17 protein-coding genes are annotated in these 16573 nt (G+C 51.0%); 14 read left to right on the top strand and 3 right to left on the bottom strand.

Annotation, left to right across the window (positions count from 1 at the left end; all coding sequences use genetic code 11):
* Positions 1–112 precede the first annotated feature (112 nt).
* Complete coding sequence (locus RX972_RS11505; protein WP_316875163.1) at positions 113–949, bottom strand: peptidoglycan DD-metalloendopeptidase family protein; 837 nt, start codon at positions 947–949, stop codon at positions 113–115.
* 6 nt (positions 950–955) lie between these two features.
* On the bottom strand, positions 956–2335 hold the full coding sequence (xseA, locus tag RX972_RS11500) for an exodeoxyribonuclease VII large subunit (RefSeq protein ID WP_316875527.1): 1380 nt from the start codon (positions 2333–2335) through the stop codon (positions 956–958).
* A 267-nt stretch (positions 2336–2602) separates the two neighbouring features.
* Between xseA and RX972_RS11495 the strand changes: the two genes are divergently transcribed.
* The 3 genes from RX972_RS11495 to guaA all read left to right on the top strand — a co-directional run bounded on the left by RX972_RS11495 (position 2603) and on the right by guaA (position 6422).
* Positions 2603–3151, top strand: coding sequence for a sugar ABC transporter ATPase (locus RX972_RS11495; RefSeq protein WP_316875161.1), 549 nt, complete (start codon positions 2603–2605; stop codon positions 3149–3151).
* 94 nt (positions 3152–3245) lie between these two features.
* Positions 3246–4715, top strand: a complete 1470-nt coding sequence (gene guaB, locus RX972_RS11490) for an IMP dehydrogenase (protein WP_027902626.1) — start codon at positions 3246–3248, stop codon at positions 4713–4715.
* Positions 4716–4844: 129 nt separating this feature from the next.
* Positions 4845–6422: a glutamine-hydrolyzing GMP synthase gene (guaA, locus tag RX972_RS11485; RefSeq protein ID WP_099267623.1), complete on the top strand. Its 1578-nt coding sequence runs from the start codon at positions 4845–4847 to the stop codon at positions 6420–6422.
* Positions 6423–6874: 452 nt separating this feature from the next.
* On the opposite strand, the gene RX972_RS11480 is transcribed toward guaA, so the two are convergent.
* Positions 6875–7243: a hypothetical protein gene (locus tag RX972_RS11480; RefSeq protein WP_316875157.1), complete on the bottom strand. Its 369-nt coding sequence runs from the start codon at positions 7241–7243 to the stop codon at positions 6875–6877.
* 369 nt (positions 7244–7612) lie between these two features.
* On the opposite strand from RX972_RS11480, the gene RX972_RS11475 reads away from it, so the two are divergent.
* From RX972_RS11475 to RX972_RS11425, 11 genes are all read left to right on the top strand, one after another.
* Positions 7613–9733, top strand: a complete 2121-nt coding sequence (locus RX972_RS11475) for an alpha/beta hydrolase domain-containing protein (protein ID WP_316875155.1) — start codon at positions 7613–7615, stop codon at positions 9731–9733.
* 287 nt (positions 9734–10020) lie between these two features.
* A complete protein-coding gene (locus RX972_RS11470; protein ID WP_316875153.1) occupies positions 10021–10818 on the top strand; it encodes a hypothetical protein in 798 nt (265 codons plus the stop codon).
* 104 nt (positions 10819–10922) lie between these two features.
* The gene (locus RX972_RS11465) at positions 10923–11486 is read left to right on the top strand and encodes an imm11 family protein (RefSeq protein ID WP_316875151.1); all 564 of its coding nucleotides are present in this window, start codon (positions 10923–10925) and stop codon (positions 11484–11486) included.
* 162 nt (positions 11487–11648) lie between these two features.
* Positions 11649–12083 (top strand): hypothetical protein, encoded by a 435-nt coding sequence (locus RX972_RS11460; protein ID WP_316875149.1) that lies wholly within the window; start codon positions 11649–11651, stop codon positions 12081–12083.
* Between the two features lie 27 nt (positions 12084–12110).
* Positions 12111–12704: a hypothetical protein gene (locus tag RX972_RS11455; RefSeq protein ID WP_316875147.1), complete on the top strand. Its 594-nt coding sequence runs from the start codon at positions 12111–12113 to the stop codon at positions 12702–12704.
* Positions 12705–12764: 60 nt separating this feature from the next.
* Entirely contained in the window at positions 12765–13565 is an 801-nt protein-coding gene (locus tag RX972_RS11450) for a hypothetical protein (RefSeq protein ID WP_316875145.1), read from the top strand.
* A gap of 43 nt (positions 13566–13608) precedes the next feature.
* Entirely contained in the window at positions 13609–14061 is a 453-nt protein-coding gene (locus tag RX972_RS11445) for an Imm26 family immunity protein (RefSeq protein WP_316875143.1), read from the top strand.
* A 197-nt stretch (positions 14062–14258) separates the two neighbouring features.
* Complete coding sequence (locus tag RX972_RS11440) at positions 14259–14702, top strand: Imm26 family immunity protein (protein ID WP_316875141.1); 444 nt, start codon at positions 14259–14261, stop codon at positions 14700–14702.
* A gap of 36 nt (positions 14703–14738) precedes the next feature.
* The gene (locus RX972_RS11435; protein ID WP_316875139.1) at positions 14739–15263 is read left to right on the top strand and encodes an SMI1/KNR4 family protein; all 525 of its coding nucleotides are present in this window, start codon (positions 14739–14741) and stop codon (positions 15261–15263) included.
* 3 nt (positions 15264–15266) lie between these two features.
* Positions 15267–15578, top strand: a complete 312-nt coding sequence (locus RX972_RS11430; protein ID WP_122808262.1) for a hypothetical protein — start codon at positions 15267–15269, stop codon at positions 15576–15578.
* A 214-nt stretch (positions 15579–15792) separates the two neighbouring features.
* Positions 15793–16410, top strand: a complete 618-nt coding sequence (locus RX972_RS11425; protein ID WP_316875136.1) for a hypothetical protein — start codon at positions 15793–15795, stop codon at positions 16408–16410.
* Positions 16411–16573: the final 163 nt, after the last annotated feature.

Raw genomic sequence — 16573 nt, 5'->3', positions numbered from 1 at the left:
TGCGAAGCCTGTAGGAGTGAACTTGTTCGCGAGGCTATGGATCAGTCGATAGATGTACGTCGCTTGGGAATTCGCTTCGCCAACAAGTTGGCTCCTACAGCAGCGTTTTCATTTACTGCTGAAACGCACCGATGAATATCGCCGGATCGACCCGCGCATCATTCAGGCTGACGTTCCAGTGCATGTGCGGACCTGTGGCCCGACCGGTCGAGCCAACGCGACCTACCACGCCGCCACGTGGCACGGCATCGCCGACTTTCACGTCGATTTTCGACATGTGGCAGAACATGCTGATAAAGCCCTGACCGTGGTCGACGAATACCGTATTGCCGTTGAAGAAGTAATTACCGGTCAGGATCACTTTGCCTGCCGCCGGAGCTTTGATCGGAGTCCCCGCCGGAACAGCGAAGTCCAGCCCTGAATGGGGATTGCGCTCTTCGCCATTGAAGAAGCGGCGTACGCCGAACTTACTGGAAAGAGGGCCTGCCACGGGTTTGTCCAGCGCCAGATTGCTTGGCGTACCGGGGCTGAAGCTGCGATAGGCCTTGAGCTGCTCAGCCAGTTCGCCATTGATGCGTTTCAGGTCATCCGGGTTGGGATTGACCTGACGCTGATTTTTCAAGGTGATGCGTTGTTCCGGGTACTTCTTGTTGCCGACGACAAAGTTCAGGGTGCGATTGCCGCTGGCATCTTTTGCTATCAGTTTCTGCGCGCCTGGTTTAACCGTCAGAGGCACGCCAACAATCGCCAGCCAGCGAACGCCTTGTTCCTTGACCACCAGCACCGGTTTGCCGTCATACGTGGCGGTTGGTGCCTGCGCGGCATTGCCCAGATCAACCACTGCCACGCCTCCGGGCACCGGCTTGTTCAGCAGTCGGGTGATGTAACTGTCAGCGTGGGCTGGCAGGCACAGGCAAAGAGCGAACAAGGGAGCGAGAAAACGCAGCATCAATAATCAATCCAGAAGAGAAAGGGTGACAGGCGTCAGGTGATTGTCTTCGACCCGCACTTGCAGTTCGCCTTCGCCAAGTCGGGCGGTTAGACGCTGGCCAGTGCGGGTTTGTGCTGCGTTGCGAATCGCATGACCGCGCTCGTCGAGCAAAATGCTGTAACCCCGACCCAGCGTCGCCAGCGGGCTGACCACTTGCAGGGTTTGTACCTGGGTTTGCAATTGCAGACGGCGGGTTTTCAGCGTGTCACGCATGGCTTTCGGCAGGCGCTCAGCCAGCACGTCCAGACGCTGGCGCAGAAATGCCAGTGTTCGGCCGGGATGCTGCGCCGCGAGACGGCTTTCCAGATGAGCGAGCCTGACTTGCCGCTTGTGCGTTTGCTGCTCGAAGGCCCGGCGCATGCGCATGTCCAGATCATCCAGACGTTGCGCTTGCTGACGCAGACGTTCGCCGGGATGCCGCAAACGACGGGAGACGCCTTCCAGACGCAGTCGCTCACGCATGAGCTTGTCTTTTATGCGGCTGACCAGTCGACGATGCAGGTTGTCGACGCGGCGATGCAGGTCGCTGGAGTCGGGGGCCAGCAGTTCAGCGGCAGCGGAAGGCGTGGGTGCGCGAACATCCGCTACAAAGTCACTGATGGACACATCGGTTTCATGGCCGACGGCGCTGACGATGGGCGTTACACAGGCGTCGATGGCCCGTGCGACCGCCTCTTCGTTGAAGCACCACAGGTCTTCCAGCGAGCCTCCGCCGCGGGCGAGGATCAGCGCATCGAAACCGCGTGCATCCGCCAGCTTTAAAGCGCGAACGATTTGATTGATGGCTTCGCGACCCTGGACTGCGGTGGGGATCAGGGTCAGCTCTACCTGAGGCGCACGACGCTGGAAGACGCTGATGATGTCGCGGATCACGGCGCCGGTCGGTGAACTGATAATGCCGATGCGCTGCGGATGCAGGGGCAGGGCGACTTTGCGCTCGGCGCTGAACAGTCCTTCGGCGCTGAGTTTTTCTTTCAAAGCGTCGAAAGCCAGGCGCAGTGCGCCGTCACCCGCAGGTTCTACGGTATCGAGAATCAACTGATAGTCGCCGCGACCTTCAAACAGTGAAACCTTGCCGCGTACCTTGACCTGCAAGCCGTCCTTCAGTGCCTGACGAACCCGCGCGGCGCTTTGCCGGAACAGTGCACAACGCACCTGAGCCCCGGAGTCCTTCAAGGTGAAGTACACGTGACCGGATGCCGGGCGCGAAAGGTTGGAGATTTCCCCTTCAACCCAGATATTGCTGAACACATCCTCCAGCAACACCCGGGCACGGCCGTTGAGCTGGCTGACAGTAAGGACTTCCCGGTCGAGGCCGAGTCTAGCGAAGGGGTCTTTGATCATGGTGGGCATGATAAAGGCAATGCGCAGCAAGCGCACGACGGGAAATACATGTCTGCCTGATACGCCGCCATCGCGGCCTTGCGGAGCTGGTGCGCCCCCCGTTCTGCAGGAGCGCACGAGCACCGCGAGGCCGCGATGGCGGTCTACCTGATATACCGCCATCTCGATGTCACGCGGTCCTGTGCTGCTTGGTCACTGACACCGACTTGACCTGAGCCGCTAGGGGATTAAGCTGCCAACCCCCGCACACATCAGCAAAAGATCGCCATGAAGAGCCAAAGCATTATTGTCCCGCAGATTTCCGGTTTTCCCGGCCGTGAAGCCCGGGCGCGTCTGATTCTGCGCTGGCTGGTCAAGCTCAATGTCGTCGAGCCGGAGCTGACCACTTGCGGGCGCACCTATAACAAAATGGCCTACGCCATTGCGCCCGGCGCCCGTGCAGTCGTCGAAAACCCTGATGCTCTGCCATTCGGTCAGCCGGTCAATGGGCTGGAGATCGTCACCAAACGCTGCATCTATACCCCGCTCAAGGATTTCGCTGAAGAGGCCGGCTGCCCGGAGTGCCGCAAGGAAATCGGCGAAGCGCTGTTCGACAGCCTTGAAGACTGGATGCCAGGTCACACCGATAACTTCATCTGCCCGGAATGCCGTCATGAAGACGACATTAATGGCTTTCTGTTTCTGCAGCCGTGCGGCTTTTCTAACCTGGGCTTCATCTTTAATGACTGGCTCGACGCGCCCTTCAAACAGAGCTTTCTGGATGACTTCGCCGAACGTCTGGATCGTCCCGTTTCTTTCGTCAAAGTGCGTCTATAACGCTCTGTGATAATTGCCTAAGGTTTACATTGAGCCGACGGGGGTGTCTGGGTATAATGGCGCGCTTCCAATTTCCCGCTCGGGAGCCCCCGCGATGCTGCGTATCAGCCAAGAAGCACTTACTTTCGACGACATTCTCCTTGTGCCCGGTTATTCCGAGGTACTTCCTAACGAAGTCAGTCTGAAAACCCGTTTGACCCGTGGCATCGAATTGAATATTCCGCTGGTCTCCGCTGCCATGGACACCGTGACTGAAGCCCGACTGGCGATTGCCATGGCTCAGGAAGGCGGTATCGGTATTATCCACAAGAACATGACCATCGAGCAGCAAGCTGCCGAAGTCCGCAAGGTCAAGAAGTTCGAAGCCGGTGTCGTGAAAGACCCGATCACCATCGAGGCTGACGCCACGGTTCGTGACCTGTTCGAACTGACCCGTCTGCACAACATCTCAGGCGTACCTGTTCTGCACAATGGCGACCTGGTCGGCATCGTGACCTCTCGCGACGTACGCTTTGAAAATCGTCTGGACGTTCCTGTTCGCGAAGTGATGACGCCTAAAGAGCGTCTGGTCACTGTTCGCGAAGGCGCTGACAAGAACGAAGTGCGCGAACTGCTGCACAAGCACCGTCTGGAAAAAGTCCTGATCGTCGACGCCAATTTCGCGCTCAAGGGCATGATGACCGTCAAGGACATCGAAAAAGCCAAGGCTTATCCGCTGGCCAGCAAGGACGACCAGGGTCGTCTGCGCGTTGGCGCGGCTGTCGGCACCGGCAAAGACACCGGCGAGCGTGTGACTGCACTGGTTGCTGCGGGCGTTGACGTGGTGGTTGTCGACACCGCTCACGGTCACTCCAAAGGTGTGATCGATCGCGTTCGCTGGGTCAAAGAGAACTTCCCGGAAGTGCAGGTCATCGGCGGCAACATCGCTACCGGCGCTGCTGCCAAGGCACTGGTTGCCGCTGGCGCTGATGCGGTCAAGGTCGGTATCGGCCCGGGCTCGATCTGCACCACGCGTATCGTTGCCGGTGTCGGCGTGCCGCAAATCAGCGCCATCGCCAACGTATGCGCGGCTCTTGAGGGCACTGGCGTTCCATTGATCGCCGACGGCGGTATCCGTTTCTCCGGTGACCTGTCCAAGGCCATCGTGGCCGGTGCTTCCTGCGTGATGATGGGCTCGATGTTTGCCGGTACTGAAGAAGCGCCAGGCGAAATCGAACTGTTCCAGGGTCGCTCCTACAAGGCTTACCGCGGTATGGGTTCGCTGGGTGCCATGTCTCAGGCTCAGGGCTCGTCCGACCGTTACTTCCAGGATTCGTCCGAAGGTGCCGAGAAGCTGGTGCCGGAAGGTATTGAAGGCCGTGTTGCCTACAAGGGCTCGCTGGCTGCAATCATCCATCAGCTGATGGGCGGCCTGCGTTCCTCCATGGGTTACACCGGCAGCGCTGACATCGAAGAGATGCGTACCAAGCCTGAATTCGTGCGTATCACCGGTGCCGGTATGGCTGAATCCCACGTCCATGACGTGCAGATCACCAAGGAAGCGCCGAACTATAGGGTCGGCTAAAGCCGACTAGCTATAAGCTCCAAGCTTCTAGCTGCAAGCGATGGCTGTGGTGACACAGCCATCGCATACATCCCGATTAGCTTGCAGCTTGCGGCTTGAAGCTCGCAGCTGCTCTTCAGAGCCTTTTCCATGTCCCTCGACATTCACGCCCACCGTATCCTGATCCTCGACTTCGGTTCCCAGTACACCCAGTTGATCGCCCGTCGCGTGCGTGAAATCGGCGTTTACTGCGAACTGCACCCGTTCGACATGGACGACGAAGCGATTCGCGAATTCGCTCCAAAAGGCGTGATCCTCGCCGGCGGCCCCGAGTCCGTACACGAAGCCGACAGCCCGCGCTGCCCGCAAGCGGTATTTGACCTGGGCGTGCCGGTTTTCGGTATCTGCTACGGCATGCAGACCATGGCCGAGCAGTTGGGCGGCAAGGTTGCAGGTTCTGAGCTGCGCGAGTTCGGCTACGCGCGCGTTGACGTAGTCGGCAAAAGCCGTCTGCTCGATGGCATCGAAGACCATATCGATGCCGATGGCCTGTTTGGCCTCGACGTATGGATGAGTCACGGTGACAAGGTCACCAAACTGCCTGAAGACTTCCACATTCTGGCCAGCACCCCGAGCTGCCCGATTGCCGGTATGGCTGACGACGCTCGCGGTTACTACGGCGTGCAGTTCCACCCGGAAGTGACCCACACCAAGCAGGGCGGTCGCATCCTGTCGCGTTTCATCCTCGACATCTGTGGCTGTGAAGCGCTGTGGACCCCTTCGAAGATTGCTGAAGACGCTATCGCTCAGGTTCGCGCTCAGGTCGGTACTGACAACGTATTGCTGGGTCTTTCAGGCGGCGTTGACTCCTCTGTTGTGGCTGCGTTGCTGCACAAGGCTATCGGCGACCAGTTGACTTGCGTATTCGTCGACAACGGCTTGTTGCGTTTGCACGAAGGCGAGCAGGTCATGGCCATGTTCGCCGAGAACATGGGCGTCAAGGTTATCCGTGCCAACGCTGAAGATCAGTTCCTGAACAATCTGGCTGGCGAAAGCGACCCGGAGAAGAAGCGCAAGATCATCGGCCGTACCTTCATCGACGTGTTCGATGCCGAATCCTGCAAGCTGGACAACATCAAGTACCTGGCTCAGGGCACCATCTACCCGGACGTGATCGAGTCGGCTGGCGCCAAGAGCGGCAAGGCTCACGTGATCAAGTCGCACCACAACGTGGGCGGCCTGCCGGAAGAAATGAACCTCAAGCTGGTCGAGCCACTGCGTGAACTGTTCAAGGACGAAGTACGTCGCCTCGGCCTCGAACTGGGTCTGCCATACGACATGGTTTACCGTCACCCATTCCCGGGCCCGGGCCTCGGCGTGCGGATCCTCGGTGAAGTGAAAAAGGAATACGCCGACCTGCTGCGTCGCGCTGACCACATCTTCATCGAAGAACTGCGTAAAGCCGACTGGTACCACAAAGTCAGCCAGGCGTTCGTGGTGTTCCAGCCAGTCAAATCGGTTGGCGTTGTAGGCGATGGCCGTCGTTACGCGTGGGTCGTTGCACTGCGGGCCGTAGAAACCATCGACTTCATGACCGCACGTTGGGCGCACCTGCCTTACGAGCTGCTGGAAACCGTCAGCGGCCGGATCATCAACGAGATCGAAGGCATTTCTCGTGTGACCTACGATGTGTCGAGCAAGCCGCCTGCGACTATTGAGTGGGAGTGACCCCTACAGCGCTGCATGAAAAAACCGGCTTTTGCCGGTTTTTTTTGCTCGCGATAATGGCTTACTGTCGCTATTGAAAGAGCCGTATTGTGTTCGTAGCAGCGCTCTGTCGGTAGCTGGATATCATCAAGCACGGAAGGCCAGAATGAAAGTACTCACAGATGATGAGATTGGCGTTGCATACGCACAGGTAGTAATAAATTAATGATCTGAGCGGGCCTCTTGATAATAGAGTGGGAGTAAGTTTTTTAGTAACTATCTGATTTTTGTTAAAAATAAGATTGGATAGTGATTTTACTGTTTCATCAATGGCGTTTTTCATGGTGCGCATGGTAGGAATCAGCAGTGAAGTGCCGCGATACCATGTTCGGCACTAGTGATGCCAGCATGGTGTCGAGAGTATTAATTCTGCAAATGTGGTTAAGAACTGAATGCCACTGTGCAATACTCTTTCAATCCCGCCTTGTAAATTTTGACAAAAAGTTTTGTGAGCGAACTTTGTATTCTTTATCAAGCAAGTTTAAAACATTCGTTAGGAATACATACAGATCCCCCTCGAAATAATCTTCAATGAAAGATGTTTCCTGCCCGAACGGAGGGTCTACATATTCCAGACCTTCCGGGGTTGTGTGATTTTTAATATATTTCTTTATTTGTGCTTTTAGGAAAAATACATTAAGCAGGTTGCGTTCATCGATGTAGCTCTTAACTATTTGGTCTAGGCCCAAAGGCGTAAACTGCGCCTTCTCATCATCTGTCAGGAACTCTCCGACACCTTCTCCCAAATCATAAATGAAGTCAGTTATTAATCCGTATGCCATAACTCTAGTCTCATGTTTATGGAAAAAGCAGTTACTATGAAGTATGACATAATGTTGTACTCAAAAAAATTAATCACTGCATAAAATTTAGGTCAGAATACTAGCTGAATTTCAGCACGAATTACCAACCCGACCTGTGTTTAGGTTGGTCGAACGTTGAGAGGTAGTCATGAGGCTTGCCAGTTGAAAGGCGTATCTGATGGTAGGCGAGCAAGCATCAGTCATGATTGGAATGTTATATTTCATGGTGTCTACATTGACTGTGCTAATCGCTACTTTCGACGGTCGATACCATGTCGACTTAGCAGGGAAGGGCATGGATCCATGACTGCCACGTTGATATAAAAAAATAAAAATCTGGGGGTACAGATGAATCGCCTATTTCATGCAGCAGCCTTCGCAAGCGCCATGATGATCGTTGCGGCACCAGCCCAAGCCCGTATTACAAAACTGGAGATCCTGCGGACCGAACCCGCTTTCGGAGGCGAAAGCTTTGGGAAAGCCGGGGCTTACGAGCGCGTCTTTGCGCGCGCTTATGGTGAGTTAGACCCGGGAGCTTCGGGAAACAAGATTATTCAGGACATCGAACTTGCACCACGCAACAGCCGTGGAATGGTTGAATATACGACTGATGTTGCAATTCTGCGTCCCGCTGACGTGGCTAAATCGAATGACACTCTTCTGTTTGATGTGCCAAATCGAGGCTCCAAGCGGGCGATGTTATTGTTCAATGCTGATATGCGGGGTAACCCAGCAGCGGTCAACAACATCGAAGTCGCTGGGGACGGTTTTCTACAACGGCTGGGTACGACGGTGATCTCGTTTGCCTGGCAGGGGGACGTTGCCCCAGGTGACAACCGCATGATGGTGCAATTACCGACGGCCATAAATACGGATGGGTCGCCCGTAACAGGTGTGGTGCGCAGTGAGTTGACCACGCTCTCACCGACCGTCAGCCTTAACCTGTCCGCAGGTTGGTTTACCTCCACGCCTCCTCATACAAGCTACAAAACTGTTGAAACCGACAATACCAAAGCGCTCGCGAATGGCTTTCGCCCGACGTTGACGGTGCGTTCGCGGGCAAATGCGCCCAGGCAGGAGATTCCAGCGAGTGACTGGAGTTTTGGTGATTGCAAAACGCCGAATGAAACCCGGATTTGCCTATCCGCCGGTTTTCAGCCTGGCAAGCTTTACGAGTTGATTTACCGGGCCAAGGAACCTGCGGTAATGGGTATTGGTTTTGCTATAGCGCGGGATGTCGGTGCGTTTTTCCAGCAGGCTGAGCATGACGATGCAGGTGTGCCCAACCCTGTAGTGCACGGACATAACGTCAAGTCGATTATCACGGGCTCGTCACAAGCCGGGCGATTCATCCGCAGCATGATCGCGCTGGGTTTCAACCGCAGCGAGGAAGGTCATCAGGTCTATGATGGTGCGATGCCGCATATTGGTGGGGGCCTGATGCCTCTCAACATCCGGTTTGCTCAGCCAGGTCGGGCTTGGGGCCAGCAGGTGGATCACGACTATCCTGCTTACGACTTTCCGTTTACCTATGGGCGGGAGACCGATCCAATTACCGGGCGCTCGCAAGGTTTGCTGGATCGCTGCAGCGATAACAATACTTGCCCTCGCATATTCCACATGGCAACGGCCCTTGAGCTTTGGGAGGGACGCCAGTCGCTCGGTCTTACCGATCCACTCGGCTTGCGCGATGCCCATGAACCGGAAAACGTCCGCACTTTTATTATGGCAAGTACGCAGCATGCACCGCCGTCTTTGCCACTCCCGGCTAACCCACCCTTTGGACTTTGCCAGGTTCAATCAAATCCCAATCCACACATCTGGACAATGCGCGCAGCGTTCATCAACCTCGTTGGTTGGGTTCATGATGAGACAACGCCACCCGCTTCGATAAAACCTTCTGTGGCAAGCGGCACCCTCGTGCCGGCGGACAGAGTCAGTTTCCCGCTCATCCCCGCGACCAATTATGGTGGCGTTCCGCGCCCGGCGCTCCGCTACACCGGTGCTGTCAATAGCCTGCAGGTGCTTGATTTTGGTCCGGATTATCGTCCAGAAGACAGCTCTGGCATTCTCACCAGCGAGCCGCCGCAACCGGGTGTTGGTAGTTACGGCATCCTGGTGCCGCAAGTAGATTCAGACGGAATTGATGTGGGTGGCGTTCGGGATGTGTATCTGGGGGCTCCCATCGGGACTTACACGGGGTGGAACACCTTCCGGTCTGAGTTTTTTGATGGTGGCTTTTGCAACTTCCAAGGCGGCTTCCTCCCATTTGCCGCGACGAAGGAAGAGCGAATCGTGGCCGGAGACCCTCGCCTTTCCCTGGAGGAGCGCTACCCCACCAAGGAGGCTTATGTGTCTGCGGTGAGTAAAGCAGCAGACTCGCTGGTTGAAGGGCGGATGCTGCTTCCTGAAGACCGTGAGCGGCTTGTAAAGGAAGCACAGGAGAAAGGTGTGCGTACGGGGCCTTGAGAAGAGGTGATCATTCCTGACCTTGCCGCCTGACTGACCTCGACGCCGGGTCTAGCGAAAAATGTCCTGAAGCCCGCCTAGTTGCGGGCTTCCGGGTTTTTAGAATTGGCAAATTCGACAGGCTCGCAACACGTTTCGCGGCGATGGTCTCATTGGCTTGTGCTGCGTGGTGCTTGCGATAATACTTTACGGACAGGGCCTGCATTGGAGAAAAGCGTGAGTGAAGATCATTGCCAGCTATGTAAAAGGCGCACCACTATTGGCTCTGCAACCTGCCTGGAGATGTCATGAATAAAAAGTTGGAGAAAGCGGTAAAGGACTACTATCGCAGCGCCTCTACAGGAGCGTTTCGTTATCCTGATTCAATGGACATCCTGCTTGAAAATAATATGATTTTTCCAGCAGAAGAAATCGAACATGACGAATTGATAGAAAGGCTTTTCCAGGAAAAGCAAAAAATAACGAAAGAAAGCGTTGTCGAGTCTTTTCTTGTGGGGCTTGAGAAAGGCCAGCCAGAAAAAAGAGCTGCGATTTCGGCCTACGCTGTTGCGTTTAACTTTCCAATGCATACCTTCCAGTCGACTGAACATTTTCAGTGTAAAATCTGCGGTTTAATCAAGGAAAGATCAAGAAACTTTACTCTTTGGAGTCTGGGTCGACACAGTTTAGGGGCGACTATTAACGGAAACCCTGAGCAGTTGTATTTTTCGTTAAGAGAGCATAACAAAGCTCCCTCAGAAAAAGTTGAATCTATTGAGTTCTTACAAAAAATGTTAACGGTTATCAGGCAGTCGGACCCTGAAGAAAAGCCAGTGACACTGGAGAAAAAAATCAGGAATATACCTGGCTCCATGTTGAATAAGGAGCTCTGCAGAGGGTTGCTGGATTTGTTAGGTCATATTGGAGTTTTGGAAAGCCCAGACCATAAAGGTTTGATCCACAAATGGACATATCTGGGGCTTGCACCGAGGAAGTCTCACTCAACAGATTGGAGTTATCCTGTGGATTTTTGGAAAGGCATATATGGGGTTAATGAGGAGGCGGTAGAGTTTTGGTTTGGTGATTATCTTAAGCGCTTTAGTTGAAAAAACAAAATAAGATAAGGCTGAGGTCTTTGATGCTAGTCCCAAGTCTGATCAGTGTTTTGATACGGTTGTATTAACTTTATTCTGTATGGTGGGATGGGCGTGTGTCTAAAATTTCTATTTTAAAAATATTTCAGTCTTATCCTGAGCGATATTGGTTTAAGCACAAGATTTTGACAGGTCAGGATTCGATCTCCTTGGAAAGGGGGATGGAGATAACGGAGGAATTGAAGATCGAGTTTGCGCTAACTTCAAAAGTCAGTATTGATGCGCTCCTTAAATATGATTTTTTCTTCAGTGATGGACCTAATTTCATTAGCCCTAGATTTCATCAGTTATTATTAAAGGCCAACGTCTCGGGTATTCAATTTCTTGACGCAACAGTATATGTAGCGTGCAAGAAATATGAAGGTTATAAAGTTTTCAATGTTACTTCAAGGCATGGCGTATTTGATAACGAGAAATCCAAAAGCGAACCACTTACAAGCTATCTGCCAGATGGCCCTAAAATTTACACTGAGATCGTGCTGAGAGATGATGTTGACTTGGTCGTGGATGTTTTCCGAGCTGAAGAGGATTTTACGGTTGTGTTGGTCTCTGCGCGAGTAAGGGAGTTGTGCGAGCTTAACAAGATTCGTGGTGTGGAGTTTATAGATCGGTTGTCTTAGGCCTGACGCCCATGGTAGGTATTCTTCTATACGAAATCGATCCACCCTGTTAATGGGTTTGTATTCGACGACGGTGATGAGTTTTCCATGAAAAGTGTGTCAAATAGAAACTAATAAAGGATTTGGAAGTCTCAAGCTTTCGGGCTGCGGTAGGTAAAGACAATGATATCTGACAAGTTGATAAGCTTTTTCAAGATTCAAGGTTGGTGGTATGACGATGCCAGCGCAGATTATAAGGTAGAGCTGGAAAAGCTGGGTGTTGATCCGTCATCAGACTTTGCTCAGTTCTATCTGCATGTTGAAGACGGTCCGACCTTCATGCAGCATGGAAAGGAAATATATCAGGTGTGCTGGTTTTCCAAAAATACCGATTTTGATCTTGCGTTGAAGGACACGCATGAAACCTTAGGGCTTCCACAGGCGTATATACCACTGGATAGCTTCGAAGGTGAAAGTGGCTATTTTTATAATAGAAGCACTGGAGAGGTGCTTCGTGTTTCTTTGGGAAATGAGCTTTTGGACTTCAGAGAGGGGCGGCTCAAGCCTCAATGGGAAAATTTTAACGATTTCCTGGAACTCTATTTTGAGCTGGCGTGATGGGGCCATTGCTATGAGGATGTTGACATGAGAGATTTATACATAGTCAGCTATGAACCCGACGGTGAGGGTGCACCCTATTTTTTTGATAGTAAATGGGTTCCTGACCTCCCAGCATTTCACTTCCCGAGTGAGAATCCCTTAGAAAGCACCTTGAGTACGCGCTATCGCGTAATGGCTGATACTCCAACACTAACTGCCGATTGGTTGCCGGATCATTTTTTGGCATCTAAAAGCTTTCTGAGAATTTGCGACCAGCTTGCATGTTCTTATATCAGTCGCCCTGTTGATATTGATCTTCAAGGAACGGCTTGTGGTGAAGCGTACTTTTTCTTTGTTCCTTCTGAAAGAGTAAATGCAATGAACACGAAAAAATCGGTGTTCACCCTTGATGAAAACCCCAAGATCGATGGTAGCAAATCAATCAGCCCTGTCTACGAGCGTATAGACAAATTGGAAGTGTCAGATGACGTGGAATCACACCTTTTCTACTTTAATGAAATAGCCGAGGTAGCATGCTCGACTGAGTTTCGTGATGAATGCATCAGAAAAAGCATTTCAGGCTTGAGCTTTAAAATGATAGACGAGCACTATCAGTACGCGCGATGGGATGATTTCTAAAACTATGAGTGTGCTGTAGAACATATTCTGGACGCCCACATCAACGCTGTAGGCAAATATATGAGTATAGGATTGGCTATTTACGGGGTGGATGATGTCAGCCCGGTTGCAGTGTTTGAAGTGGTCCAGCGGTTTTTTGAGAAGCTGAACTATCCTGTCACGGCAGCGGCATTTCATAAAAGAATCGCCCCACAAAGAACAGCAGATGGAGAGAGTCTAGACCTCGTAGAGGTGGAACCTGATGAGCTCAGAACGGCGCTGACTGTCGGGGAAGCAAACGATTTCAGAATATACAGTGAAGCAGGGGATAGTGACCCTTGGTTCAGCTCCTTCGGTTACACAACCGAAAGCTTCGGTAATTTTTTCTGCATAGACGCGCAGTCGGAAGAGTGCTTTGAAGCTGCTCAAGATAAATTCACCTGCTTTGTAGATGAGATAGCACAGCAGGTGAATTTCACGTACGCGATTATTTATAACGTAGAGAAAGTCTCGGACGCCGTGTGGTACGCTCGCGGCACAAACATGAAGACGTTATTTCCTTTTGAGAGTCCAGTGGCTTTTTCTCACGTTACGCCTGGGTTGTATGAAGGTGAACGCACTTATGAAAAAACAAAGCTTAGAATGGTTTATCCGGTAAATTATTTAAATAAGAACCATATGTCGATATGCGTCGATAATACTCCTCTACCTGAATGGATCGCTATGAATCCGGAGCGGGGTACGTTGATGAATATTTCCGAAAAAATACGCTGGACAGTGCCGGAGAACAATTTGCTGGAGGTGAATAAGTCTTGTGGGCAGTCAGGGGCTTTACTGGCATGGAGGCCAGAGCAAATAAAAAAAAGACCCAAGTTACCTTAGGCTCTGTATTGACTGAGTCAGTGACTATCAATGGAGAATCATCGTGGTGAAATATAATTCAGGGGATATCTTTCTAATTCCAGTCACCTCTGGAGGATTCGCTGTTTGTCAAATAATATGCGCATTCCGGGACCGTTTCAAAAGAGTGTTCTCTTTTGGGGTTTTGAGCGTGACTAATGATGATAACAATGTTGATATAATGGACAAGGAGTTCCTCTATTTCAAGAATTTCAGGCGCGCAGAAAATATCATATTCACTTCTGTTGAATACCTTAAAAAAGGAAAGTGGAAAATCGTCGGAAATATCCCGCTCAACGCCGAGAAAACCAAGTTGAAATATTTTAGAAATGCGGGCGCATTATATTTCGACGATGAGTTTCTGGAAATGTTAGAGTTTCCCAGGTACAAAGACTTCAATGTGTTGGCGGTGGCTGGGTATGAACTGGTTAACAGTCATCTTGAGCAATTTTTTGATCAGTCGAAGTCAGAAGCATAAATCTACATGGCAGCCGTTGATTAGAGGGCAGTAAGGTTTGACTGGTTTTCTGGCTTGCTGCCCCTCCAGGAATGTCATGATTTAATACAGCTCAATAATGAGTCTGTCGGCGAGGTTGATTTTCTATAGGGCGTACTGTTATAACTTGCATAAGGTTTTGTATTGACTGATTCAGTGACTATCAACGGAGAACCATCGTGGTGAAGTATAACTCAGGTGATGTCTTTCTGGTTCCAGTCACCTCTGGAGGATTCGCTGTTTGTCAAATAATATGCGCATTCCGGGACCGTTTCAAAAGAGTGTTCTCTTTTGGGGTTTTGAGCGTAACTAATGATGATGGCAATGTTGATGTACTGGACAAAGAGTTTCTCTACTTCAAGAATTCCAGGGGCGCGGAAAACCTCATATTCACGTCTGTTGAAAACCTTAAAAAAGGGAAGTGGAAAATCGTCGGAAATATCCCGCTTAACGCCGAGAAAACGAAATTAAAATATTTTAGAGATGCGGGTGCATTATACCTCGACGATGAGTTTCTCGAAATGTTAGAGCCTTCCCGATACAAGGACTTCAATGTTTTAGGCGTCGCCGGGTATGATCTCGTTAACAGTTATCTCGAGCAGTTTTTCGGTAAGCCGGAGTGAGGAACCTAAAATCTAGCTGTCAGGATTGATATAGATATGCCTATAGTTTATAGAAGGGGTCTGCAGAAAGCTGACCTCGATTACATACAATCAGAACTTAATAGATCCTTGCCAGCCGATTACAGGGATTTTCTGATAGAAATGAACGGCTGTTATCTGTCAGCGCCTGACTACGCGCAGATACCTTTGACCGCTGTTGATGAATGTGCAGTAAGTTTTGACAGGTTTTTTGGCTTGCTGCCGCTCGATGAATGTAATGATCTCATACAGTTCAATAACGAATTCGTCGGCGAGGTTGGTTTTCTAAAAAACGCACTGGTTATCGGTGAGGATGGTGGAGGAAATCCTTACGTGATGGTCGAGGAGAGTGAGGGAGTTCGTCGAGGGATTTACTACTGGGATCGTACTCATCTTCATGATTCCGATAGTAAAAACGATTTTGACGTTGCTGAGGTAGCGGATTGCGGAAACCTGTTTTTCATTGCTTCTGATTTTAGTGAATTTTACAGGTTGATTCTGCAGTGCGTAGGGGCGTCACCAGAATTTTTGGAGGAGGTTTGATAGATGGACGCGAAGATCGCCGTTGAATTGGTTTGCGCAAGCCTGCTCGGAGAACACGCCATTCCGGTGAAGATCCGTACCAGACACCGTGTAACTGAAGAAGAAGTCAATGAACTGTTCTTGGCGATTGATTTTTTAATCAGACATTACAGAGAACAGGACACGGTTCCCAAGAACCTGGCGCTTGCTTTTGTAGATATATATGCTGGGTTCAGTGTTGCCGAAGGGTTCTATAGCGAGGATGAGATCAAGCGATATGAAGATATCGGAATAGCTCTCCAGGAAAAAGCATACGATTTATTCGAAGGGGCTTGAGATATTATCTTAAGCGAGGCGCCGGGCTTGGACTCCACGTAGACGCTCATGTTGAACCCGTTGAACGAGGTCTGAAATCGCAGAAGCATTGATGCTGCATCAAGCCAGGATTTCGTATTATGATCTGGAAATGGAACGATCTGTCGTGGAGGTTTAGCTCAAGACGTTCGTTGGTAAAGATGTTTAAAACATGTGCTTGATGCGGGAGTGATTCATGGGTAAGGAAAATCGTATTTTTTTTGAAGCCGAATTGCAAAAGGAGCTCAAACTTATCGAGTGCGAGGACTTGGTAGTTAAGGCAGTTAAAAGAGGTTTGAAATTTCGCTTTGAAAAGAAGCTTGTTGCGGAGTTTTATTTTCAGTATCTGATGAGCTCACACTCATTTATTCTGCTTGGGCGTGTCTTTGGAGGGCCCATTTTTGACGGTATGTCCAAAATAGAGGTGCCTTACAAAAGTAACCTGGGCAGTGAGGCGTGTTTCTCCTTTATTTCCTCAGCAAAACAAGATAAAAAATTTAGTCCCAAAATTGACGGCGATATAGCTGTTCCTCGCCCTGAGCAGGCGAGTGACGTGTGTAAGCATATTCGTAACAGGCTGGAGGAATATTATATCCCTTTGATCGTCGGCTGCGTATTGCCGAAGGAGCGTACTATTGATGATGTTTTATACGCGCCGAGAGACTATTCCTACCCTGCTGCATTTATTCACTGCGCTGTCGCCTGTGATCCGTCGATATTAAAAGATGGCATTAAAGAAAAACTGAAATCCAACAAGAAAATTATCAAAAATAAAGCTTTTGATCTTAAGCTTTTAGATTTTGACGTTTCGTAATGTTCGAGGTCCAGGCGCTCCCAAGACGGCACGACGCACTTGGCACCGCCAAGCCAAGAGGCTGGCATCAGATTGAAAGTTGAACAGTAAGCGCTCCATAAACCCCACCGACTTCAAGATGGGTATCGCGCTTAGCTGGGCGACACCGGCGAGCAGTTCCACG

The sequence above is a fragment of the Pseudomonas syringae group sp. J309-1 genome (assembly GCF_032582135.1).
In the GTDB taxonomy this organism is placed as follows: domain Bacteria; phylum Pseudomonadota; class Gammaproteobacteria; order Pseudomonadales; family Pseudomonadaceae; genus Aquipseudomonas; species Aquipseudomonas quasicaspiana.
Note: the sequence above shows the minus strand (reverse complement) of the source record. Positions and strands in the feature narration are given on the sequence as shown.